Origin of the sequence: Streptomyces sp. NPDC006925 (assembly GCF_042869575.1) — a bacterium.
Taxonomy (GTDB): domain Bacteria; phylum Actinomycetota; class Actinomycetes; order Streptomycetales; family Streptomycetaceae; genus Streptomyces.
This window is the reverse complement of the sequence record NZ_JBIAGB010000015.1, coordinates 107,019-129,122: the sequence shown is the minus strand read 5'-3', so window position 1 is coordinate 129,122 and position 22,104 is coordinate 107,019. Positions and strand designations below refer to the sequence as shown.

18 protein-coding genes are annotated in these 22,104 nt (G+C 73.0%); 10 read left to right on the top strand and 8 right to left on the bottom strand.

Translation table 11 applies throughout. The features are described 5' to 3' along the window. The first annotated feature begins 151 nt into the window (after window positions 1-151). From ACFYNS_RS20865 to ACFYNS_RS20850, 4 genes are all read left to right on the top strand, one after another. Window positions 152-979 (top strand): enoyl-CoA hydratase family protein, encoded by an 828-nt coding sequence (locus ACFYNS_RS20865; RefSeq protein WP_360292006.1) that lies wholly within the window; start codon window positions 152-154, stop codon window positions 977-979. A gap of 7 nt (window positions 980-986) precedes the next feature. Continuing rightward, window positions 987-3,293, top strand: a complete 2,307-nt coding sequence (locus ACFYNS_RS20860) for a bifunctional salicylyl-CoA 5-hydroxylase/oxidoreductase (protein WP_388604414.1) — start codon at window positions 987-989, stop codon at window positions 3,291-3,293. Window positions 3,294-3,464: 171 nt separating this feature from the next. Beyond that, window positions 3,465-4,214, top strand: a complete 750-nt coding sequence (locus ACFYNS_RS20855) for a hypothetical protein (protein WP_388604412.1) — start codon at window positions 3,465-3,467, stop codon at window positions 4,212-4,214. A 31-nt stretch (window positions 4,215-4,245) separates the two neighbouring features. Next, complete coding sequence (locus ACFYNS_RS20850; protein WP_360291997.1) at window positions 4,246-4,518, top strand: DUF3099 domain-containing protein; 273 nt, start codon at window positions 4,246-4,248, stop codon at window positions 4,516-4,518. Between the two features lie 88 nt (window positions 4,519-4,606). On the opposite strand, the gene ACFYNS_RS20845 is transcribed toward ACFYNS_RS20850, so the two are convergent. Beyond that, the gene (locus tag ACFYNS_RS20845) at window positions 4,607-5,479 is read right to left on the bottom strand and encodes a PaaX family transcriptional regulator C-terminal domain-containing protein (protein ID WP_388604458.1); all 873 of its coding nucleotides are present in this window, start codon (window positions 5,477-5,479) and stop codon (window positions 4,607-4,609) included. A gap of 21 nt (window positions 5,480-5,500) precedes the next feature. Further along, window positions 5,501-7,225, bottom strand: a complete 1,725-nt coding sequence (locus ACFYNS_RS20840) for an AMP-binding protein (RefSeq protein WP_388604410.1) — start codon at window positions 7,223-7,225, stop codon at window positions 5,501-5,503. A gap of 200 nt (window positions 7,226-7,425) precedes the next feature. On the opposite strand from ACFYNS_RS20840, the gene ACFYNS_RS20835 reads away from it, so the two are divergent. Further along, complete coding sequence (locus ACFYNS_RS20835) at window positions 7,426-8,763, top strand: acyl-CoA dehydrogenase family protein (RefSeq protein WP_388604408.1); 1,338 nt, start codon at window positions 7,426-7,428, stop codon at window positions 8,761-8,763. Beyond that, window positions 8,760-9,182: a RidA family protein gene (locus ACFYNS_RS20830; protein ID WP_388604406.1), complete on the top strand. Its 423-nt coding sequence runs from the start codon at window positions 8,760-8,762 to the stop codon at window positions 9,180-9,182. The genes ACFYNS_RS20835 and ACFYNS_RS20830 overlap by 4 nt, the downstream gene beginning before the upstream one ends. A 63-nt stretch (window positions 9,183-9,245) precedes the next feature. Here ACFYNS_RS20830 and ACFYNS_RS20825 read toward each other — a convergent pair whose 3' ends face one another. After that, window positions 9,246-9,848: a CGNR zinc finger domain-containing protein gene (locus tag ACFYNS_RS20825; protein ID WP_388604404.1), complete on the bottom strand. Its 603-nt coding sequence runs from the start codon at window positions 9,846-9,848 to the stop codon at window positions 9,246-9,248. 137 nt (window positions 9,849-9,985) lie between these two features. Here ACFYNS_RS20825 and ACFYNS_RS20820 point away from each other — a divergent pair, with 137 nt between their 5' ends. Further along, the gene (locus ACFYNS_RS20820; RefSeq protein WP_388604402.1) at window positions 9,986-11,302 is read left to right on the top strand and encodes an MFS transporter; all 1,317 of its coding nucleotides are present in this window, start codon (window positions 9,986-9,988) and stop codon (window positions 11,300-11,302) included. A 96-nt stretch (window positions 11,303-11,398) separates the two neighbouring features. Here ACFYNS_RS20820 and ACFYNS_RS20815 read toward each other — a convergent pair whose 3' ends face one another. Beyond that, on the bottom strand, window positions 11,399-13,102 hold the full coding sequence (locus ACFYNS_RS20815; RefSeq protein WP_388604400.1) for a TIGR04141 family sporadically distributed protein: 1,704 nt from the start codon (window positions 13,100-13,102) through the stop codon (window positions 11,399-11,401). A 183-nt stretch (window positions 13,103-13,285) separates the two neighbouring features. On the opposite strand from ACFYNS_RS20815, the gene ACFYNS_RS20810 reads away from it, so the two are divergent. Next, the gene (locus ACFYNS_RS20810) at window positions 13,286-14,941 is read left to right on the top strand and encodes an N-6 DNA methylase (RefSeq protein ID WP_388604398.1); all 1,656 of its coding nucleotides are present in this window, start codon (window positions 13,286-13,288) and stop codon (window positions 14,939-14,941) included. 58 nt (window positions 14,942-14,999) lie between these two features. Here ACFYNS_RS20810 and ACFYNS_RS20805 read toward each other — a convergent pair whose 3' ends face one another. The 4 genes from ACFYNS_RS20805 to ACFYNS_RS20790 form a co-directional block, all read right to left on the bottom strand. After that, on the bottom strand, window positions 15,000-17,135 hold the full coding sequence (locus ACFYNS_RS20805; RefSeq protein WP_388604396.1) for a UvrD-helicase domain-containing protein: 2,136 nt from the start codon (window positions 17,133-17,135) through the stop codon (window positions 15,000-15,002). A gap of 30 nt (window positions 17,136-17,165) precedes the next feature. Continuing rightward, complete coding sequence (locus ACFYNS_RS20800; protein ID WP_388604395.1) at window positions 17,166-18,404, bottom strand: McrC family protein; 1,239 nt, start codon at window positions 18,402-18,404, stop codon at window positions 17,166-17,168. A gap of 41 nt (window positions 18,405-18,445) precedes the next feature. Further along, window positions 18,446-20,272 (bottom strand): DUF4357 domain-containing protein, encoded by a 1,827-nt coding sequence (locus ACFYNS_RS20795; protein WP_388604394.1) that lies wholly within the window; start codon window positions 20,270-20,272, stop codon window positions 18,446-18,448. Between the two features lie 96 nt (window positions 20,273-20,368). Next, on the bottom strand, window positions 20,369-20,818 hold the full coding sequence (locus ACFYNS_RS20790; protein WP_388604392.1) for an ATP-binding protein: 450 nt from the start codon (window positions 20,816-20,818) through the stop codon (window positions 20,369-20,371). Between the two features lie 169 nt (window positions 20,819-20,987). On the opposite strand from ACFYNS_RS20790, the gene ACFYNS_RS20785 reads away from it, so the two are divergent. Both ACFYNS_RS20785 and ACFYNS_RS20780 read left to right on the top strand, forming a co-directional pair. Beyond that, entirely contained in the window at window positions 20,988-21,887 is a 900-nt protein-coding gene (locus ACFYNS_RS20785; protein ID WP_388604390.1) for a Scr1 family TA system antitoxin-like transcriptional regulator, read from the top strand. Next, window positions 21,884-22,075, top strand: coding sequence for a DUF397 domain-containing protein (locus ACFYNS_RS20780; protein ID WP_388604389.1), 192 nt, complete (start codon window positions 21,884-21,886; stop codon window positions 22,073-22,075). Before ACFYNS_RS20785 ends, ACFYNS_RS20780 begins: the two co-directional genes overlap by 4 nt. Window positions 22,076-22,104: the final 29 nt, after the last annotated feature.

The following is a 22,104-nucleotide window of genomic DNA, read 5'->3' as shown; positions in this document are numbered from 1 at the left end:
GCCGGGTGCGCGCGGCGGGCCGGGGACCCGGTGTCGTCTATCGCGCACTCGTGACGACAGTCAGAATGCAGTGATACGTTCGACGCGGTGGCCGGCCCGACCGACTGGCGGGAGGCCGACGGTTTGCCGACGGAGCGACGGAGGCCGCGGGATGAGCCCGTTCACCGGATCTGCGCAGCGCACCGAGGAATGGCGGCATCTGCGGGTCGCCGAGGAGGAGGGCGTCACCACCGTGACGCTCGACCGGCCGGAGAAGCTGAACGCGCTCACCTTCGAGGCGTACGCCGACCTCCGCGACCTGCTCGCCGAACTGACCCACCGCGACCGCACCCGAGCCCTCGTACTCGCGGGCGAGGGGCGCGGCTTCTGCTCGGGCGGCGACGTGGACGAGATCATCGGCGCCACCCTGCGGATGGACACCGCCCGGCTGCTGGAGTTCAACCGGATGACCGGCCAGGTCGTCCGCGCCCTGCGGGAGGCGCCGTTCCCCGTGGTGGCGGCCGTCCAGGGGGTGGCGGCGGGCGCGGGCGCGGTACTCGCGCTCGCGGCGGACTTCCGGGTGGCCGACCCCACCGCGCGGTTCGCCTTCCTCTTCACCCGCGTCGGCCTCTCCGGCGGGGACATGGGCGCGGCGTACCTGCTGCCCCGGGTGGTCGGGCTGGGCCACGCCACCCGCATCCTGATGCTGGGGGAGCCCGTGCGGGCGCCGGAGGCCGAACGGATCGGCCTGCTCAGCCAGTTGGCGGAGGAGGGCGAGGCCGGACCGGCCGCGGACGCACTGGCCCGGCGGCTGGCGGACGGTCCCGCGCTCGCCCACGCACAGACCAAGGCGCTGCTCACCGCCGAGCTGGACCTCCCACTGTCCGGCGCGGTCGAACTGGACGCCGCCACCCAGGCGCTGCTGATGCACGGCGAGGACTACCAGGAGTTCCACGCGGCCTTCACCGAGAAGCGGCCGCCGTCCTGGCGGGGCAGGTGAGCAGGCCGTGACCGCGGTGCACCCGGCGCCGTCCTCGGGGAACCGGGCACTGCGCGTGGCCGTCATCGGCGGCGGCCCGGGCGGACTGTACGCCGCGCTGCTGCTCAAACGGCTCGACCCGGCGCGCGCGGTGACGGTCTACGAACGCGACGCACCGGGCGAGACGTTCGGCTTCGGCGTCGTCCTCTCCGACGAGACCGTCGGCGGGATCGAGAACGCCGACCCGGACGTCTTCGCCACCCTGGGCGAACATCTGGTGCGGTGGGACGCGATCGAGGTCGTGCACCGGGGCCGGACCCTCACCTCCGGCGGGCACGGCTTCGCGGCGCTCGGCCGCCGCACGCTCCTGTCGGTGCTGCACGAGCGGTGCCGCGGGCTCGGCGTGGCGCTGCGCTTCCGCACCCAGGCGCCCCCGGCCGCCGAACTGGCCCGCGACCACGACTTGGTCGTCGCCGCCGACGGGCTGCACAGCGCCACCCGGGCCGCGCACGCCGACGTCTTCCGGCCCGCGCTGACCACCCACCGCTGCCGGTACATCTGGCTGGCCGCCGACTTCGCGCCGGACGCCTTCCGCTTCGAGATCGCCGAGACTCCGCACGGCATCCTCCAGCTGCACGCCTACTCCTATGCGCCGGACCGCTCGACCGCCGTGGTCGAGGCCCGCGAGGAAGTGTGGCGGGCGGCTGGGCTGGACCGGCTGGACGAGCGCGCCGCGGCCGAGCGGTGCGCCGCGCTGTTCCCCGGGACCCTGCGCGGGCGGACACTGCACGGCAACCGTTCGCGGTGGACCGCCTTCCGCACGGTCGTCAACGAGCGCTGGTCGCACGGGAACATCGTGCTGCTCGGCGACGCCGCGCACACGGCGCACTTCTCCATCGGCTCGGGAACCAAACTCGCCGTCGAGGACGCCCTGGCGCTCGCGGCATGCCTGCGCGAGGAGCCCGACCTCCCCGCCGCGCTGGCCGCCTACGAGGCCGAGCGCAAGCCGGTCGTGCGATCCACCCAGCGCGCCGCGCACGCCAGTCTGACCTGGTTCGAGGAGCTGGCCGACCATGTCGCGCAGCCCCCGCACCGGTTCGCCTTCAACCTGCTCACCCGCAGCCGCCGCGTCACCCACGCCAACCTGAGGGTGCGCGACCCCGCGTTCGTCGCCGCGACGGAGCGGGAGGCGGGGATCCCGCCGGGCACCCCGCCCATGTTCACCGCCTTCGGGCTGCGCGGACTGGAGCTGCGCAACCGGGTCGTCGTCTCCCCGATGGACATGTACAGGTCCGAGCACGGCGTGCCCGGCGACTTCCACCTCGTCCACCTGGGCGCACGGGCCCTGGGCGGCGCCGGGCTGACCATGACCGAGATGGTGTGCGTCTCGGAGCTTGGCCGCATCACGCCGGGCTGCGCGGGGCTGTGGAACGACGAACAGGAGGCGGCCTGGCGGCGGATCGCCGCCTTCGTGCACAGCCAGTCCCCGACCGCCGCGCTCGGTCTGCAACTCGGCCACTCCGGGCGCAAGGGCTCCACCCGGCGCATGTGGGAGGGCATCGACGAGCCGTTGCCCGAGGGCAACTGGCCGCTGGTCGCCGCCTCCCCGCTGCCCTACCGCCCCGGTGTCAGCCAGACCCCGCAGGAGCTGACCCCCGCCGGGATGGCCGCCGTCCGGGAGGAGTTCACCGCCGCGGCGCGGCGCGGCGCCCGCGCGGGCTTCGATCTGCTGGAGCTGCACTGCGCACACGGCTATCTGCTCTCCGGCTTCCTCTCCCCGCTGACCAACCGGCGCACCGACGGCTACGGCGGCCCGCTGTCGGCGCGGCTGCGCTACCCGCTGGAGGTCTTCGACGCGGTGCGCGAGGTGTGGCCCGCCGAACGCCCCATGACGGTGCGGATATCCGCCACCGACTGGGCGCCGGGCGGAACCACGGGGGAGGACGCGGTCCGGATCGCGGCCGCCTTCGCCGAGCACGGCGCGGACGCCATCGACGTCTCCACCGGCCAGGTCGTCGCCGAGGAGCGCCCCGCGCTGGGCCGCTCCTATCAGACCCCGTTCGCGGACCGCATCCGCAACCGGCTGGGCATCCCGGTCATCGCCGTCGGAGCCGTCTCCTCCTGGGACGACGTCAACTCCCTGCTCCTCGCGGGGCGTGCCGATCTGTGCGCGCTGGCCCGGCCGCACCTGTACGACCCGCACTGGACGCTGCACGCGGCGGCCGAGCAGGAGTACGAGGGCCCCGGCGCGCCGTGGCCCGAGCCGTACCGGGCGGGCAGTCGCAGGCCTCCCACCGGCCGCACCGATGCGCCGAAGCCCCGCCTGTCCCTGTAGCCACTGCCGCTTCATACTGCGCGGTATGTAGTAATCCCCGGGCCTCGCTGCCCCGCACGGGGCTAGGCTGAGCGGTCCGTTCGCGATCCCCCCGCCTCCGGGGAAGGCGCCTCCGGGGCGCGGACGGGCGAGCCGGCGCGCACGCCCGCCGAAGCCGGAAAGGGGAGGAATGTGCCCGCTCTGAACCAGGCCGAACTGGTGCTGGTCCATGATCCGCTGGCCGGAGACCTGTTCTGGCAACCCGTCGCCGGGGCGTTGCGCGTACGGGGCCGCACGGTGAGCGTTCCCTCCCTGACCGCGGTCTTCGACGCCGCGGGACCCTACTACCCGGAACTGCTCGACGCCGTGGCCCGCCAGCTGGCCGCCCCCTCGGTCCCCGCCGCCCCCGTCGTCCTGGCCGGGCACAGCGCCGCGGGTGCCCTGCTGCCCGCGCTCCGCGAACTGCTCACCCGCGGGCACCGCCCGCCGCGCACCGTGGCCGGTACGGTCTACGTGGACGCGCCATGGCCGCTCCCGGGGCGGAGCGGGCTGGCGGCCCTCCCGCCGGAGCAGGCCGCACGCCTGCGCGAGCTGGCCGAGGACGGCGTGCTGCCGCCCTGGGACATCGGCTTCGCCGAGCAGGCCCTGATCGACGCGGTCCCCGACCCGGTGCTCCGCGAACGGTTCCGCGCGGGCCTCCCGCGGCTGCCGCTCGCCTACTTCCAGGAGCCCGCCCCGGCCGCCGTCCCGGACCCGGACCCCGCCCGCACGGCCTACCTGCGGCTCAGCCCCCGCTACGAGGAGACCGCGATGCGGGTGGAAGCCCTCGGGCACCGGGTGCTGCGGCGCACCGCACACCATCTGAGCCCGCTCACCGACCCGGAGGCCACCGCCGACGCGCTGGAGAAACTCGCCCTGCGCTTCGCTCTCCGCTCCGCCTGACGGGACCCCCGCACCGCCGTACGGTGGAAGTATGTACGCACGGAGGCGGCGGCGGTACTTCACGCTGATGGTCATCTGCCTGGTGCTGTTCGTCAGCGCCTGGGCCTTCGTGCGGCTGTGGTCGGTGCCCGCCGCCATCGCCCTGTGCGCCGTCGCCATGGTCCTCCCGCCGCTCGCCGTGATCGTCGGCAACCGGCGGGAGCCCGACGACCGCTGGTGGGACGAGCCGCCCGAGGACGACCTGCCGCCCGACGACCGGTGGACCGGTGACGACCGGCCGCCGCGGGACGGCGGAGGCCGCTGAGCCCGCGGCCCGGAGCCGTGGCGGATCCCGGTGCGGCCCCGGCCGCTGCCCGACGGTTCCCGGCGGCACCCCGGCGCGGCCCGGCGCCTCAGCGGCCCGGTGTCTCCGCGTACACCTCGCGCACATACGCGTACCCCGCGTCGCGCAGCTTCGCGTGCAGCCCGGCGAACACCTTCGCCGACCGCTCGCCGGGCCAGCGCGCGGGCAGCAGCGCCGGCGGCAGGCCCGGGTCGGCGTAGGGGAGCCGCCGCCAGGCGTCCACCGCGAGCAGGTAGTCCCGGTACGCGGCCTCCGCGGGCATCCGGCTGCGGCGCTCCCAGCGGCGCAGGACGGGCTCGTGCACGGCGAGGAACGCGCGGTGGCCCTCCGCCATGGCCTCCAGGTCCCACCACCGGGCCACCGCTTCGGCGGTCGGCGCGAAGCCGGTGTGGCTGCCCCGGAACAGGTCCACGTACGGCGCCAGTTCCAGCCGCTCCAGGGCGTGCCGGGTCTCCGCCTCCAGGTGCCCGGGCGCGATCCACACACCGGGCGCGGCGGTGCCGAAGCCGAGGCGGGTCAGCCGGGAGCGCAGCACGTGCCGCCGCTCGCGTTCGCTCTCCGGGACGGAGAAGACGGCCAGCAGCCAACTGCCGTCCGGTTCGGGGCGGTGGTAGATGCGGTGGTCGCCGTCGGCGAGGAGCTGCGCGGCAGCGGGCGAGGGGCGGTATCCGGCCGCCCTGCTGCCGGGTCTGTCGGCGGCCAGCAGTCCGCGCCGCTTCAGCCGGGAGACCGCCGAGCGGACCGACGGCGCGTCGACGCCGAGGGTGCCCAGTAGCCGGATCAGCGCGGCGACCGGTACGGCGCCCCCGCCCTCCGGCTCGCGCCCGTAGGCGCCGTAGAAGGAGAGGACGAGGGAGCCGGGCGAGGGCTTGCGGAGCGAGCCGCGCGGGGTGCGGGCGGCCTCGTCGAGCTGCGGAAACACGTTCTGAACCACGCCGTCACTCTAGGCCCGGCGGGTGCCGGGCCCCTCCTGCGGAGGGGTGTCCCGCAGTCGGAAGCGCTGCAGCTTGCCGGTGGGAGTGCGGGGCAGCTCGGGGGTGAAGACGAACCGGCGCGGGCACTTGTAAGCGGCCAGCTCAGCACGGACGTGCGCCGCCAGCCGCTCCGCCGTCCCGTCATCCGGTGTGCCGCCCGCGGCGAGCACGACGTGCGCGACGGCCAGTTGCCCGCGGTGCTCGTCCGGGCAGCCGACCACGGCGACCTCGCTCACCTCCGGGTGGCGCAGCAGCACCTCCTCGACCTCGGGGCCGGAGATGTTGTTGCCCGCGGAAATGATCATGTCGTCGGCGCGTGCCACGAACCGGAAGTAGCCCTCCTCGTCCCGTACATAGGTGTCCCCGGTGATGTTCCACCCCTCGCGCACGTAGCCGCGCTGCCGCTCGTCGGCCAGGTAGCGGCAACCGACCGGTCCGCGGACCGCCAGCAGCCCCGGGGTGCCGTCCGGTACCGGCACCAGCGCCCCCTGCGCGTCGGCCGCCACGATGCGCGCCTGGAATCCCGGGACCGGAACTCCCGTGCGGCCGGGCCGGATCGCGTCGTCGGCGGCGGAGAGGAAGATGTGCAGCAGTTCCGTCGCCCCGATCCCGTCGATGATCCGCAACCCCGTCCGCTCCCGCCACGCCTCCCAGGTCGCGGCGGGCAGATGCTCGCCGGCGGAGACGCAGCGGCGCAGCGACGACAGGTCGCAGGCACCGGAATCGCCGGGGCGCTCGGCCGCCAGCCGCGCCAGCATCGCCCGGTAGGCGGTCGGCGCCGTGAACAGCACCGAGACCCGGTGCGCCGCGATCGCCTCCGGCGTCCGGGCCGCGCCGCCCCACTGGTCCAGCAGCGACGAGGCACCCACCCGCAGCGGGAAGACCACCAGCCCGCCCAGCCCGAAGGTGAAGCCCAGCGGCGGCGTTCCGGCGAACACGTCGTCGGCGTGCGGGCGCAGCACCTGCGCGGCGAAGGTGTCCGCTATGGCCAGGACGTCCCGGTGGAAGTGCGCACAGCCCTTCGGGCGACCGGTGGTCCCGGAGGTGAAGGCGATCAGCGCCACGTCGTCGGCCGCGGTGGGCACCGCCTCGAACCGGTCCGGCCGGGAGGCGGCCACCCGCAGCACGTCGTCGGGGCCACCGCCGCCGAACAGGCCGGTGCGCAGCCCCGGTACCTCGGCCTTGACCAGTTCGTCCACCGACCGCACGTCGCACAGCGCGTGGGAGACCCGCGCCAGCCGGCAGACGGTCGCCAACTCGCCCGCCCGGTGGGCGGCCAGGACCGTCACCGCCACGGCCCCCGCCTTCATCACCGCCAGCCAGCAGGCGGCCAGCTCCGGGCTGGTCGGGCCGCGCAGCAGCACCCGGTTGCCGGGCACCACGCCCAGGTCCCCGGTGAGGACGTGCGCGAGCCGGTCGACGGTGGCCCGCAGTTCGCCGTACGACCACGTGCGCCGGGGTGCCGGTGCCCGGTCGGGTCCGGCGCCGGGAGCCGGGGGCAGGCCGCCGCTGTGGAAGGCGGGCCGGTCGGCTCCCAGCCGCTCGATGGTCCCGTCCAGCAGTTCGGCACCGCAGTTGAGCCGCGCGGGACAGGCCAGGGCCGGGTCGTCCAGCAGCAGCACGGGCCACTGGTCGGGCGGCGGCAGATGGTCCCGGGCGAAGGTGTCGACGTGCGCGGACGGAGTCGGATCCATCACGGCTACCCCCTCGCGGGCGGTCCTCCGAACTCGGCCGGCGGCCCGCGACCGCCGGCGGCGCCGGTCCGGCGCGTGGCGTCGAGCGTAACGTGTTGGTGACGGCAGTCAATGGTCCGCGATAGACAGGGAGTCGGCGACAGTACAGGAACCGGTCCGCGCGGAACCCCCGCACCGGGCCACGGCCGAGGGGAGCCGCCATGACCACCGCCTTCGCACTCACCCCGCAGCAGCGCGCCTGGTGCGCGCGGCTGCGCACACTCGGAGAACAGCTCGCCCCACTCGCAGCGCGGTGCGAGGACGGCCGCGTCGACCGCCCCCTGCTCCGCGAACTGGGCACACTGGGACTGCTCGCCCGCGCCGTCCCCGCGGCGCCTCCGTGGCGCCGGGTCAGCGCGCTCGACCTGTGCCTGCTGCGCGAGTCGCTGGCCTACTCCTGCCCGCAGGCCGAGACGGCGCTCGCCCTCCAGGGACTGGGCGCGGGACCAGTCGCCGACGCCGGGACAGCCGAGCAGCGGGCCCGCTGGCTGCCCGCCGTCGCCGCGGGCCGGGCAGTCGCGGCCTTCGCGCTGAGCGAGCCCGGCGCGGGCAGCGACGCGGCAGCGCTGGCACTGCACGCGGAACCGGACGGCGGCACCCGCGCCGACGACCCGGCCGGCAGCCCGGAGGGCTGGCGGCTGACCGGCACCAAGACCTGGATCTCCAACGCGCCCTGGGCCGACTTCTACACGGTCTTCGCCCGCACCGGCGAGGCCCCCGGAGCCCGCGGCGTGACCGCGTTCCTCGTCCCCGCCGACCGGCCCGGACTGCACGGCGAACCCCTGGACATGCTCGCCCCGCACGCCCTGGGCACCCTCACCTTCGACGCCGTCCCCGTCACCCGGGCCGACCTCCTCGGCACGCCGGGCGCCGGATTCCGCGTCGCCATGCGCACCCTCAACCTGTTCCGGCCCAGCGTCGGCGCCTTCGCCGTCGGCATGGCCCAGGCCGCGCTGGACGCCTCGCTCGAACACGCCGACGGCCGCGCCGCGTTCGGCGGCACGTTGCGCGACCTGCAGTCGGTCTCGCACCGGCTGGCGGAGATGGCCACCCGGACCGAGGCGGCGCGGCTGCTGGTGTACGCCGCCGCCTGCGCCTACGACGGCAGCGACGGCGCGGGCGCGGACCTGGCGCGCCGCTCCGCCATGGCCAAGCTGCTGGCGACCGAGACCGCGCAGGACGTGGTGGACGCGGCCGTCCAGATCCACGGAGCCGCCGCCCTCCAGCGGGGCCACCTGCTCGAACACCTCTACCGCGAGGTACGGGCGCCGCGCATCTACGAGGGCGCCAGCGAGGTCCAGCGCTCCCTGATCGCCAAGGAGTTGTACAGGGAGCGATCCGAGCGCTCCGAGGGGTGCTCCGATGCGCGGGACGCGGCTTCGGGCGGGGCCGGTGCGGAGGAGGGACCTGCCGTCGGTGCGGGGGAGGCCGTTCGGCACGATCCGCCGGGTGCCGCCGCCGGCCGGGCCGCGGACGAGGCGGGGGAGGAGCACCTGTGAACCCCGAACCCGCAGGCGGCAGCGCCCTGCACCGGGTCAACCCCGCGGAACTCGCTCCGCCGAGCGGCTTCTCGCACGCCGTGACGGCCACCGGTTCGCGGCTGGTCTTCCTGGCGGGCCAGACCGCGCTGGACAGCGCGGGCCACGTCGCCGCGCACACCCTCCCCGACCAGTTCCGCACCGCGCTCGGCAACCTGCTGGCCGCCCTGGCCGCGTGCGGCGGCACTCCGGCGGACCTGGCCCGCGTCACCGTCTACACCACGGACGTTCCCGAATACCGTGCGCACGCCGCCGAGCTGGGCCGGATCTGGCAGGAGCTGGCCGGACGCGACTACCCCGCGATGGCGGTCATCGGCGCGGTACGGCTGTGGGACGAGGCGGCCCGGATCGAATTGGACGGCTTCGCGGTGCTGCCCTGACCCGGGGTGCTGCCCTGACCCTGGAGACGCGAGGTCGCGGGACGGCCGGGTCGTGGGGCGGTGTCAGCCGCCCGGCCCGGCCGGCTCCCGGCCGCCCGGCCCGGCCGGCTGCCCGCCGCGTTGTCGGTGCCGGTGCGCCGCGACCCGGGTGCGGGTGGCGCACGGGCGGGAACAGTAGCGGCGCGGCGCACCGGGCCCGCCGCCCAAGTAGAGCCGCCGGCAGCCCGGTGCCGCGCACTCGCCCCAGGCGGTGCCGCCCTGCTCGCTCAGCAGCCGGGCCAGCGCCAGCGCCGCCGCCGCCGTGAACCAGTCCGCCCAGCTCGCGTCGTCGCCCCGGTCGACGTGCAGATGCCAGGCGTGGCCGTCGTGCCTGCTCAGCCGGGGGCGGGCCGCGCAGCGCTCCAGCAGCGCGTTGAGCGCCTCGGCCGCACGGTCGGTACCGGTCTCGGCCAGTACCCGTTCCGTCAGCTCCACCACCGCGCGGCGCAGTGCGGCTGCCTCGTCGTCCGTGAGGCTGCGCAGCTCCTCCTCCGACTCGCCGTGCCGCCGCAGGAGGGCCGCCATCGCGTCGCGGGGGAGCGCGGGATCCTCCCGTACCGCGTTCGCGAGGTCGATCAGCCGCTCACCGGGCCGGAATCCGTCCCGCGGCTCGCCATGCTCCTTCATGTAACGCATTATACGGTGAAGCCGTTACTTGGCGATCGGTTCGGCATACGGCGCCGACAGACCACCGGGACCACCGGACGCGCCGTGCGAGGCCCTGTGCCACAGGCCGCCCGCACCGGGGGAGGGGAGCAGCAGCGTTGCTGAGGACGTATCTGGCCACGGCCTTCCTGGCGCGATTCGCCGACGAAGGGGTCGGCGTCGCGCTTGCTCTGCTGGCCGCGGAGCGGACGGGCCGCCCGGCGCTGGGCGGATTCGTCCTCGCAGCCTGGCTGGCCCCGCACGCACTCGCCGCCCCGCTCGCCGGCGTGCTGGCCGAACGGACCCGCACCCCGCGCCTGCTGCACGGGTACGCACTCGCCCTCCTCGGCACGGCGCTCGCCTTGTTGGCACTGACGACAGGGCGGACACCTTTGCCGCTCACCCTCGCCGTCGCCCTCGCCGGAGGCAGCGTCGGCCCGCTCGTCACCGGCGGCCTCTCCAGCCTCCTCGCCGAGACGCGCGTGCACAGCGCAGGCACCGAGGGCGGCGACGGCAGCCGGGGCCGTACGGCCCCGGGCAGTCCCGGCGACGGCGACCGCACCGGCGGAGCCGAAGACCCGACCGGAGGCCGCACCAGCCGCGTCCGCGACCGCAGTTACGCCTACGACGCGGCCACCTACAACGCCGCAGCCGTCACCGCACCGGCTGCCGTCGCCGCCACGGCCGCCCTGTCCTCAGCGGCCCTGGCCACGGTGCTGCTCGCGATCTCGGCGGGCTGCGCGGCCCTCCTGTGCGCAACGCTGCGGCTGCGCGCGGCCGACCTGCCACCTCTCCCGGCCCACCGGTTCCGGATCCGCGAACTCGGCACCGGCTTCCGCGTCCTGCGGCGCACTCCGCAACTCGCCACCCTCACCCTCGCGACCTGCGTAGCCTTCCTCGGCGCCGGTGCGCTCCCCGTCACCGCCGTGCTGCTCGCCCAGGCCCGGGGTGCGTCCGACGGCGGCGGACTGCTGATGACGGCGTTCGCCGTCGGAGGGCTCGCCGGGTCCCTCGTGGCGGCACGATGGCCCGGCGCGCCCCGCCCGGCCCGCTCGGCGCGCCTCGGACTGCTGGTGACGGCCGCCGGGCTGGCGGGCGCCTCCCTCACCCCGTCCCTCCTGTGGACGGCCGTGCTGTTCCTGTGCGCAGGGCTGGGCGAGGGCCCGTTGCTGTCCGCCACGTTGCGCCTCCGCGCCGTCCACGCCCCTGAAGGAACCCGCGCCCAGGTCTTCACACTCGGCGCGGGGCTCAAGCTGACCGCGGGTGCTGCCGGGACCGCGCTGGTCGGTGCCCTCGCACCGCTGCCGCCCCCGTCCCTGCTCCTACTGATCGCGGCGCTCCAGTTGGCCGCCGCCGCACTCCTGCGCGGCCTGTGCCACAGTCGGCCGACGCCACTGGCACGAGGAACCGTTGACGCGGGATCATCCGAGTGGTGACGTGGCGCCCGTCCCGACCTCACGCCGCCGGGAACTACGCGGCTTGGGCGGAAGGCCCACTGCTACGCGCTCTTCTCCGTTCGCAGCAGAGGGGCTTCAGCCGGAAACCGCCGCCACGGTCTTACGGCACACGGGAGCATCGGGGGCGTTCACCCGCAAGGTCTTCGGGATACCGATGACCTCGACCGTCACCCCACGCGCCGCCAGGGCCTTCGCCGTCTGGGCGATCGTGATCTGGGAGAACCCGAAGACGGAGTCGGGCGTCAGCTTCTCGTGATTCTTCAGAAGGACGGCGAGGACGACGCGCTTGGGCGTGAAGTCCTCGGGCAACGGACACGGTCCCTCGCTCAACTGGGCAACCTTCGCCACGAAGTCTCCGCGCACCCTTGCGGACTCCTGGAGCAGTTCGACGGCGACGCGCGCCTGGCTGAAGAGATGGCTCAGCGGAGCCGAGCTGTTCGCACGCTTCACGAGAACCAGGGTGCCGTCGGGCAACAGCAGGTCGCAGATCTCGACCTGGTCCCTGGGGCGCAGCGGATTGGCGACGTTCCTGGTGTCGAGACAGAGCCAGCCGGGCTCGCTGTCGGCGACCCGCTTGTTGTAGGTGTTCTCGGACTCCCCCTCCGCCCAGGCGGGAAGTGTCACCGACGGAGTGGAGGTCAGGAGCTCCCGCACGGCGGCCTGGCACTCCTCCACGTAGGCAGTGCCTGCCTCGTACCACTCCCCGTCCATGAGGAAGAACCGGTGGGAGCCGACGGAGATCCCGGTCTCCAGCCAGTTGAGCGCCTGCGTGACGGCGAGCTTGTCGACGGCCCCGGCCCGGCGGTCCCTGGCCAGCGTCACGGTTCCCTCCCGCAGCGCCTTCAGGCGTCCGCCGGGCGGCGCGAGGCGGGCCCTGGTGAGCACGTATCCGAGGTCGAAGTCCTCGGAGCGGTAGCTGCCCGTGCTGTTGATCTGCGTGAGGCAGACGGTGGCTTCCGCGTGCGCCGCGTGGTGCTCGGCGGGTACCGAGAAGGAGATGCTGCCGTCGGGCGAGTTCCCCAGCTGATTGTCGAGGGCCTGTTCGAGGGTGCCCAGCGTCGCTGCATCGCTGACCGGTACGACGTGATCGATGAACTCCAGTTCCTGGTGCGGAATGTCCTCGTGGCAGATCCGGGCGATGGTCCGCAGGTCGGCGACCAGCGCCTCGGGGGCAATGCCGAGGGCGATCCGCAGCCCGCAGCCGCCCTGGGCGCTGACCGGCTTTCCGTGTGCGTACCGCGACCGGGTCAGCGGCAGGTCGTCGAGGTATCCGCCCAGGCTGCGGACGATGCGCGAGTGGTCGCGAATGCCGAGCAGCGGGACCGGGGCGCCGCCGGGAACGAGGGAGATGTCGGTGCGTGCCCGGCCGAGCGACTTCGAGACGGCTCCACGGATCATGTCGGGGTCCATCTGCCGGATGGCGAAGGACAGCCCGAAGCGCTTGTCCTTGAGGCGCTCGGGGATCATTCGGTACCCCTGGTCGCAGCCGATGGCGTACACCGTGCCGTCGACGGCCAGCAGGAGCAGGGCCGCGGTGCGGCGGACGCTCTCGGTGACCGTGATGCCGGTGGTGCGCGACATGGGTTCACACCACGGAGCCTTGGCGTTCTCCATCCCGCAGGTGAGGTAGACGGCAGGGACTCCGAGCACCACAGGAACATGCGGGGTGGCACCGTGCTCGTCCAGAAGTCCGGAGTCGAGCGCATCCAGCATCCCGGCCGAGGTCGGAGGGACGCCGGTCAGCCGGTAGACGGTGCGTACTGCGGTGTTCGGTGCCAAGGGGCCGCCTCCGGGGATCGCGGATGGAGTGACGAGCGGGTGCTTGATGTGCTGGGAGCAGCGGCGAGGACTTTGAGCGGAACCTCGCGCTCTTTGTACACGTGGCAGACTGACATTCACCTGTGTACGTTGTCAACGTGAGTTCCTCTTCTGTGCTGCCGTTCCCCCGTGTACGCTGGGAGGATGACGGACAATGGCGCTTCATCGGTCGGCCCCCTGGTGACCGGTTCCGAGATCGCGCGGCTGGCCGGAGTGACGCGGGCCGCTGTCTCCAACTGGCGTCGGCGCTACGACGACTTCCCCGCTCCTTCGGGAGGTGCCGCCAACAGCCCGGTCTACGCACTTGCCGAAGTTCAGGAATGGCTGGACAAGCAGCGCAAAGGCCAGGAGGTCACGCCTGAAGTCGAGTTGTGGCAGGCCATGCGGGCCGTGTACGGGGAGCAGATGGTCGCCGGGATGGCCGAGGTGGCCGGGGCGCTGGCACGACGGAACTGGAAGAGCCTTCCTGAGGAGGTCGCCCCCCGTGTGCAGGCGCTGGCCCGGACCGAGACGCCTGTCGAGCTGGTGCACGGACTGACCGAGCGGTTCATGGACTCCGCTCGGCGGGCGGGATCCGACCAGGTGACCCCGCAGCGCGTGGTGCAGGCCGTGTGTCACTTCGCTCCCCGGCTGCCGCCCCGCGCCACGGTTTTCGATCCCGCCTGCGGGATCGGGGTGCTGCTGCTGTCCGTCGCGTCCGAGGCGGGAATGCGCTGTCGCGGCCAGGAGGTGGATGCGGACAGTGCCCGCTTCGCGCAGCTCCGCGCCGGGACTCTGGGGCGGTCGGATGTGCACATCGTGACGGGCGACTCCCTGCGCGCGGACGGCTGGCCCGATCTCAAGGCGGATCTGGTGGTCTGCGATCCGCCTGCTGGGGTGACCGAGTGGGGCCGGGAGGAATTGCTGCTCGATGCCCGCTGGGAGCTCGGGACCCCGTCCAAGGCCGAGGGTGAACTCGCCTGGCTCCAGCACGCCTACGCGCATACCGTGCCCGGTGGCCAGGTCGTCATGGTGATGCCGGCTTCGGTCGCCTATCGGAAGGCGGGCCGCCGCATCCGGGCCGAGCTCGTCCGTCGGGGCATCGTGCGCCAAGTGGTCGCTCTGCCACCTGGGACGGCGACCTCGCACGCGCTTCCGGTTCATCTGTGGTGTCTGCGGCGTCCTGAGAACGCGAAGAACGCCGAGGCGAACGACACCGTGCGGATGGTGGATCTGACCGGCAACAGCCCGGAGGCCGACCTCGATCCGCGCCCCGACCAAGTGGTCGAGGTTCCGCCGATCGAACTCCTCGACGACGTCGTCGACCTCACTCCCGGCAGTCATCTCCGCTCCAGGCACCGGGACTATCCCGGTGAGTACACCGCGCTCCGTGCGGAACTGGACGGCCAGATCCGCCGGCTCGCCGTCCTCCTGCCCCAGCTCGTGCCCGGCGAGGGGCCGGGATCCCTGGACGGCGCCACCACCAGCGTCGCCGACCTTGCCCGCGCCGGACTCGTCGCGTACGAGGACACGGAACCCGTCTCGGCCAGCGAGCAGCTCGACACCGACTATCTGCAGGGGTTTCTGCGCAGCTCCGCGAATGCCCGGCGGGCCACGAGCGCCAGCGGGACCTACCGCATCGACGTCAAGGGCGCACGGATTCCGCGCATGGGCATCGACGAGCAGCGCCGGTACGGCTCCGCCTTCCGGGCCCTGTCCGCGTTCGAGGAGGGAATGCGCAGGGTCGACGAGCTGAGCCGGCAGCTCGCCGAGATCGCCCGGGACGGCCTGGGCACGGGAGCCCTGGCTCCGGAGGAGTGAGAGGCCGGTGCGGGGCACCTCGGCGGGTGCCCCGCACCGGCTTCTGCCAGGTGACCGGTCAGGCCGCGTTCGGTATGAACGGGCTCGGCTCTCCGCTCCACGTCACACTCAGCGCCTCGCGCGCTCGGGTGCAGGCGACGAAGAGGAGGCAGCGCTCGCGGAGCAGGTCCGCCTCGTGCTGCAGCGGGTCCGCCTCGCGCGGGGTGATCTCCCGCGCGAAGGGGACCGCGCCGTCGTTGACGCCGAGGACGGACACCGCGCGGAACTCCAGGCCCTTCATCGCGTGCATCGTCGCCAGCCGCACACCCTCGGCCCGCTGCGAGGACTGTCCTTTCACACGCAGCACCGGCACCTCGGCGGCCGTCAACTTCTCCTCCGCCGCGTCCAGCGAGAGGTTGAAGCGGGCGCACACACCGATCTCATGGGGCTTGACGCCCTCGGCGAGCAGCGTCTGCACCCGCTCCACCAGGGCTGCCGCCTCGTCGTGACGATTCACGTATCCCTGCTGCTCCGGGCGCCGCCCGCGCAGCAGGGAGCGGTACCCGGCCAGCGAGTCCGTGCCCTCGCCTTCGAGCGCGTCGACCGTCACCGGGGCCAGGAGCCGCGCCGACCAGGCCAGGATCTCCTCGGTGGACCGGTAGTTGACGCGCAGCCGGAAGCTGCGGCCGGCGGTGGCGACGCCCAGCGAGCCGAGCGAAACCCGGGAGTCGTAAATGCGCTGATGGGGATCGCCGGTGACGAACAGATCGTCCGGGCCGTGCGGGACGGCGGCGCGCAGCACACGCCACTGCGCCGGGTGCAGGTCCTGGGCCTCGTCGACGACGACGTGGGCGTAGGGGCCCGGCGCGGCGGTGAGGAACTCCGCCGCACGCGCGCACACCCGCAGGTAGGTGGTCTCGCCGCGGTCTCGCAGCAACTGCTCGAACCTTTCCACCCCCGCCCACACCTCCCGGCGGCGCGCGGGGCCGAGGCCGACGCCGCGACCCCGGCGGCCTGCACCGAGGTAGGCGTCGAGGTCGCGGAGGTTCTGACCGAGTACGACGTGCCGGTACTCCTGGGCCAGGAACTGTGCGGTGAACCGCAGCCCGAGCTGCTTGACGACCTTTTCCCACAGCTGCCGCTGCTCCCGGTCCCCGAGCGGCTTGGGCAGCTGCTTCGACTCGGCGCGCACGATGCTGTTGGCATAGGCGTCGACCGTGGTCACGTCGACCCGTGCGAGGAGATCCTCGTCGCCGTCCAGGAGCAGCCCGAGCATCTCGCGCAGCCCGGCGGCGAGGGCGTTGGTGTAGGTGGTGAGCAGCACGCGGCCGTCCTCCGAGCGGCCGAGCAGGTGCTTGACCCGGTGCAGGGCCGCCACGGTCTTGCCCGTGCCGGGCCCTCCGGAGACCTGGACGGGACCGCTGTACGAGGTGCGGTAGGCGACGCGCCGCTGGGACGGGTGGAGAAAGACCCGCCACGCCGCGAACGGCTTCTCCAGGGCGTCCTCCAGCTCCCCCGGCCCGGTCACCAGGCGGACACGCGCCGGGGTGTTGGCCAGGACGGTGGCCAGGTCCTCGACCGGCTCGGCGGGCGCTTCCGCGGGCCGGCGGACAGCGACGACGTCCCGGTAGACCTCTTCCGGTCCGAAGCCCTCGGCGAGGTACTGCAGCACCTCCAGTTGGTCCTCCGGCAGCAGCGTGGCGAACGCTTCCAGTTGGGCCTTGTCCACCAGGGATCGGGCGGCACGCAGCACCTGGTCGTCGATGCCGAGTCCGCGCAGGGTGCCGTCGGAGAGGTCCGCGAACAGCAGCCGGGGCGCCGTTCGGGCGACTGTCTCGTACCGCGGCGTCAGCTCGTCCAGGGCGGCGGCGTTGCGCACTTCGAGAGCGCGGGTCGCGGAGTTCGCGCTGTACAGGCGCTTTGCCGCCCAGCTGTAGGCGTCGTCGTGCGGCAGCACATTGACCAGGAGGAACACGGTGCTGCCGTCGTCGGGGGCGAGGACGACGCCCCGCCAGAAGTCGGTGATGCGAATGGTGCGCATCCGTGCGTCACGGGCGTCTTTGACGGACTCCAGATGCAGTCCCTTGTCGGCGTTCAGCTCGGCGACGCTCAGGGCTTGGAATTTCTCCATGGCCTTGCGCACTCCGGCGCGGATCGGCTTCTCCAGGGTCTCGTAACCGTCCCAGAAGCTCTGGGCGAACGCGAGCTGGGGCATTCGGAATCTCCCTTTCGGTCTGAGATGTTCTCATCGTGGCGACATCGCGGTGACTGCGGCCATCCGCTCGGCGATCTCCCGGAACCCGGAGAGGAGCCGCGCGGGTTCCCTGGAGAGGTCGAGGCTGTGCTGGTACAACCGCACACCCCGCCCGTGCGGGTCCGGCGCCGAGCCGCGCACCTCGTGGCAGCGTTCCGGCTGCTCGCCGGCCGCGTACACCAGGTGCGCCTCGCGCAGTCCGAGCACGGTGGCGTACGCGAGCGCCTGGTACAGGTCGGCGTTGGGGAATCCGTCGGCCTTCTCGACCTTGTACTTGGCGTCCACCACCGCAACCGGTGCGCGGCCGTCGCCACCGCGCACCACCAGATCCGGACGCATCCGTACGAGACCCGCCCTGTCCAGGTGGTGCGGATCCTGGAGGCGCGCGGTGAGGCCCCGCTCCCGCAGCGCCTCCCGCAGCGCCACGGTCACGAAGTCCTCGAACAGCTTGTTCATGTCGAGCAGGAACCCGTCCACGGCCAGCGGATCGGACCCGGCGGGGCGGTGTTCCGGCGACGAACCGCGCAGGACGGCTTCGGCGAGCCGGAGCGCGGGCTGATATCGGGTGTTCAGCCGCGAGGGCTGCCAGCGCGGGAGTCCCTGCCCCCGCACCAGGGGCAGCGCGTCGGCGAGGCGGACGCGCTGGTGGGCGAGCCGCCGCCGGACGGGCCCGGGAACGCCCGGCAGCCGCAGCAGCCGCTCGGTGGCGGCGCGCAGGATGCGGTTCTCGGCGGTGTCGGCGGTGTACGCGTCGTAGGCGATCTCCACGGGCGGGGTGCGGCCGTGGTGCCGCCGGATCTGCTCGGACGCGCGCAGCCGCCCGCGCATCACCAGGGCGGATTCCGCCACTTCCCGGTAGCCCTGGAGAACGCCCCGCCGCAGCGCCGCGTCGAGCTGCCGTTCCACGGCGTGCGCGAGCGCGGGAACCACCTCGTCGTACGGGCCGACATCGACGGTGCCCTCCCTGCTGTCGCGCCAGGCCCGGGCGGGGTCGAGGCTGAAGCCGAGGAGGAAGAACAGCCGGCTCACGGGGGTCTTCGGCATGATCCGCACCACCGGACCGCCGAGTGTCCGGACGGCGCCGACCCTGCTGCCCGCCCGCAGCAGCCAATGCCCCTCCCGGCCCGGATCGGGCGTCGCCCTCTCCAGGATGCCGGAGGCCGCCAGCGCCCGCCCCGCCTCGGTTTCCAGCGGCACGGAGACGGCGGGCCCGTACTCGCGGAGTGTCACTTCGGGGACGGGTGCGGGGACTGGGACGGGTGCGGGCACGGTCACCGGAGTTGCTCGCGCAGCGCGTCGAGGCCGTAGCGGGCGGCGACATCGAGGCCCTCGCCGTAGTGGTGCTCCTCCAGCAGCGGCAGCAGTTTCGTGCGCCAGGTCCGGTGGAGGCCCCCGTCGCGATACACGCCGGGTTTCATCAGGTAGGAGGGCCCGATGGCGAAGTCGGTCTCGTCGATCAGGGCGTTGAGCGCGTCCAGCAGCCGGGCGGGCTCCGGATCCTTGCCCGCACGCTTGAGCCAGCGGGCGAGCAGCCCGGCGGTCGGCTCGGTGCGCGGGGACAGCTCCACGAACGCGAAGCGGCGCCGCATCGCCGCGTCCACCAGCGCGATCGACCGGTCGGCCGTGTTCATCGTGCCGATGACGAACAGGTTCGACGGCAGGGCGAAGTCGTCCGCGGAATAGGTGAGCCGCACGGACCTGGTCCGGTACTCCAGCAGGAAGTACAGCTCGCCGAAGACCTTGGCCAGATTGGCGCGGTTGATCTCGTCGATGATCAGGAAGTGCGGGATGTGCCGGTTGCCCTCGCGGGACGCGAGGTCGGCGAGCTCCCGCAGCGGGCCGGCCGTCAGCCGGAAGGCCACCTCCCGCGTCTCCGGGTCCTCCACCGGCCGGAAACCCTCGAAGAAGTCCTCGTAGGAGTAGGAGGGATGGAACTGCACGATCTTGACCTGTTCCGGGCCGCCGCCGAAGTGCTCGGCCAGCTTCATCGCCAAATACGTCTTGCCGGTGCCCGGCGGACCGTAGAACACCAGCTGCTTCTCGTCGACGAGGAGTTCCCTTATCTCGTCCAGCCAGGCACGGTCGTGGACGAGCAGCCGGTCGGCGAGGGCATCGGTGACGGGCGGCAGGTACAACTCCCGCTGCGACGGCCGCTCGTCGGCCCAGAACCGTTCGGAGTCGTCGCTCGCCGAGGAGCTGGACTGTTCCGGGCGCCCGGTGAGGCCGTCCAGCGCGTCCAGGACGGCGGTCAGATCGACGACGTCATGCTGGACCGAGAGCCGCTGCTGCACTTCCTCGGGCAGTTCCTCGTAGGCGTGACTCCTTGGCGACCAGTCCACCGTCCGCCGCAGATTGGACAGCCCGCCCGGCGAGGAGATCTGTGCGGCCTCGCCGGCGAGCTGCCCGATGTGCAGCCGGCCGTCGCCGATGGTGGCCACCGTGTCGCCGACGCGCATCTGGGTGAGGAAGGCGTGCAGTTCGTCGACGAGGCCCTGCTTCTGGTTGTACGAGGCCGCGCCCTCGTACCCGGACTCCACGAACCGGCGCAGCGCGCTCTTCGTCGGATCGGCCTCCTCCAGCGGCGGCAGATGCCCGCCGGACAGCGAGACGAGGCCCTCGCGCAGCCAGAGCTGTCGCACCAGGTTGTGCCCGGAGACGTTGGAGCCCCGCACGAGCCACGCCTTGCGGGGCTGCCTCCAGCCGGTCGACAGGTAGTCGTTGAGCGGATACCCCTCGACCGTTCGCCAGAGTTCGGGCCCGGAGGCGTTGTACCCGCAGACGAGTGCGGCCGCGGCCGACGAGGAGTTGCACTCGATGTCCCGCGTGGCCACCCAGCGCGGCGGTGCCTGCGACTGGTCGGGACCGTCGGGCGGGTCGGTGAACGTTCCGTCCGCCCGCAGCTCGGCCCGGAGGCGGCGGGCGTGGTCGCCGAGCCCCGGCCATGCCTCGGCCGCCACCGCAGAGCCCTCCCGCAGGAGAAACTTGTGGGTGCCGTTGCCGCCGAACTCGGTGAGCAGATGCCCGCGCGCCTCGCCTCCGCCCTTGGGATGCTCGAAGCGGAACTCCGGTGCGCCGGGGAGTCGTTCGGACTGCGGCATGGGTGACCTTCCAGATAGGGCGAGGCCGACGTGAACACCACACACTCTACCTGTTGACACTGTCAATCGATGCCAGTTCGGAGGTTTCCAGCTCGTTCAGGGCGTCAGGCCGCGCGACAGCACGGCTCGGACGGTCTTGCCGCTCGGCGGGTAGGACACGGTGTCCCAGTGGTCGGCGAGGGCGGAGACGAGCAACAGGCCGCGGCCTTCGGTGCGGAGCGCGCCGGGCTCCGCGTCCGTCGGAGGCAGCCGCGGCCATAGGTCTCCGCGTGCGTCGGTGACTTCCACGCGGAGGCGGTCGGCCGACGGGTCGAAGGCGAGCGTGAGCCGGAAGCTGCGGCCCGGCACGCGGCCATGAAGCGCGGCGTTGGCGGCGAGCTCTGCCACGACAAGCTCCGCACGCTCAGTGATGCCTTGTGGAGCGTTCCACGCGTGGAGTTCGGTCACGGCGAGCAGCCGGGCGAGCCGGGCGCCCCGGCGCGTGGAAGACAGCAGTTGACTGAAAGAGCAGACAGGCGCGCTAAGTTGCTGAGATCGGTGATCCATTGCTTCAGCCTGGCGCCCGGAAGACGGGGAGTGTGAGCCACGCGCCTCGTACGCGGAGTGAGCGTACGGGCACCTGGGGTAGACGGTACGCAGAGGCTTCCCTCACGCTGAGTGGTGAGAGTGACGGTGGCGAGCAGCCGTCGCGACGCGGTACGGAGAGGGACGGCGCATGGACATCGTCGACGGAGACGACAGTCGAGCCGAGCGTGAAGCCGGAGCCACCAACGCGCGGTCGGTCGCGGCGGGGGAGTGGGAGCGAGAGCCCCACCCCTCGGACAGCCTGCGCACCTTCGGGGCGGTCGTCCAGGCGCTGCGCGAGCACGCGGGACTCAGCCGCACGGAACTGGCCACCCGGGTGCAGTTCTCCAAACACACGGTGGAGTCCGTGGAACTGGGGCGCCGCATGCCGGACGACGAGTTCGTGGAGCGCGCGGAAGCCGCACTTGGCAACACCGGCGCGCTGCGGAAGGCCGCCCGCCACCTCACCCGCGGCGAGGCCGGACTCGCGGCGTGGTTCCGCCGTTGGGCACGACTGGAACGGGAGGCGGTGAGCCTGTGCACCTACGAGTGCCGTCTGGTGCCCGGACTGTTGCAGTCGGAGGCGTATGCGCGGGCGGTGTTCGACGGCACCATCCCGCTGCGGAACGACAAGGAGATGGAGACGCAGCTCACCGCCCGAATGGAGCGGCAGGCGATGATGTGGGAGCGGCCGAAGGTGCCCTTCAGCTTTATCGTCGAGGAGCACGTGTTCCGGCGCCGGTTCGACGATGCGGAGGTGATGCGTGCGTTGATGGACCACGTCCTTGAGCGCAGCGCTCCGCGCAATGTGGTGCTTCAGGTGGTTCCACTGGAGGCGGGACTGCACGCGTGTCTGGACGGGCCCGTACGCATCTTGGAGACGCCTGCGGGACAGCGGCTCGGATACTCCGAAGGACAGCAGAACGGAAGGTTGATCTCGGACCGGAAAGAGGTGCGTCTGCTCTGCCAGCGCTATGACACACTGCGCTCGCAGGCCCTGAGCCCCGAGGCATCCCGGGCCTTGCTGAAGCGATTGCGAGGAGAGCTATGAGCAGCGATACGACGGGACTCGCCTGGTTCAAGTCCAGCTACAGCGGCAGTCAAGGCGACGACTGCGTGGAGGTCGCGATCGCCGAGCGAGCCGTTCACGTCCGGGACTCCAAGGACGTGAGCCGCCCGGCCTTCACGGTGGGGCGTGAAGGCTGGGGCCACTTCGTAAAGTTCGCGGCGGAGGTCTGAGTCCGTCATTCGCTCCCTGCCGGTCGAGT

What these genes read in the sequence shown, in the direction of transcription:
- ACFYNS_RS20850 (WP_360291997.1), top strand. Translation starts at nt 4,246, where the DNA reads ATGTACGCACGGAGGCGGCGGCGGTACTTCACGCTGATGGTCATCTGC.
- ACFYNS_RS20790 (WP_388604392.1), bottom strand. Translation starts at nt 20,818, where the DNA reads ATGGATCACCGATCTCAGCAACTTAGCGCGCCTGTCTGCTCTTTCAGT.
- ACFYNS_RS20805 (WP_388604396.1), bottom strand. Translation starts at nt 17,135, where the DNA reads ATGCCCCAGCTCGCGTTCGCCCAGAGCTTCTGGGACGGTTACGAGACC.
- ACFYNS_RS20840 (WP_388604410.1), bottom strand. Translation starts at nt 7,225, where the DNA reads ATGGATCCGACTCCGTCCGCGCACGTCGACACCTTCGCCCGGGACCAT.
- ACFYNS_RS20785 (WP_388604390.1), top strand. Translation starts at nt 20,988, where the DNA reads ATGGACATCGTCGACGGAGACGACAGTCGAGCCGAGCGTGAAGCCGGA.
- ACFYNS_RS20825 (WP_388604404.1), bottom strand. Translation starts at nt 9,848, where the DNA reads ATGAAGGAGCATGGCGAGCCGCGGGACGGATTCCGGCCCGGTGAGCGG.
- ACFYNS_RS20780 (WP_388604389.1), top strand. Translation starts at nt 21,884, where the DNA reads ATGAGCAGCGATACGACGGGACTCGCCTGGTTCAAGTCCAGCTACAGC.
- ACFYNS_RS20795 (WP_388604394.1), bottom strand. Translation starts at nt 20,272, where the DNA reads ATGCCGCAGTCCGAACGACTCCCCGGCGCACCGGAGTTCCGCTTCGAG.
- ACFYNS_RS20810 (WP_388604398.1), top strand. Translation starts at nt 13,286, where the DNA reads ATGACGGACAATGGCGCTTCATCGGTCGGCCCCCTGGTGACCGGTTCC.
- ACFYNS_RS20835 (WP_388604408.1), top strand. Translation starts at nt 7,426, where the DNA reads ATGACCACCGCCTTCGCACTCACCCCGCAGCAGCGCGCCTGGTGCGCG.
- ACFYNS_RS20865 (WP_360292006.1), top strand. Translation starts at nt 152, where the DNA reads ATGAGCCCGTTCACCGGATCTGCGCAGCGCACCGAGGAATGGCGGCAT.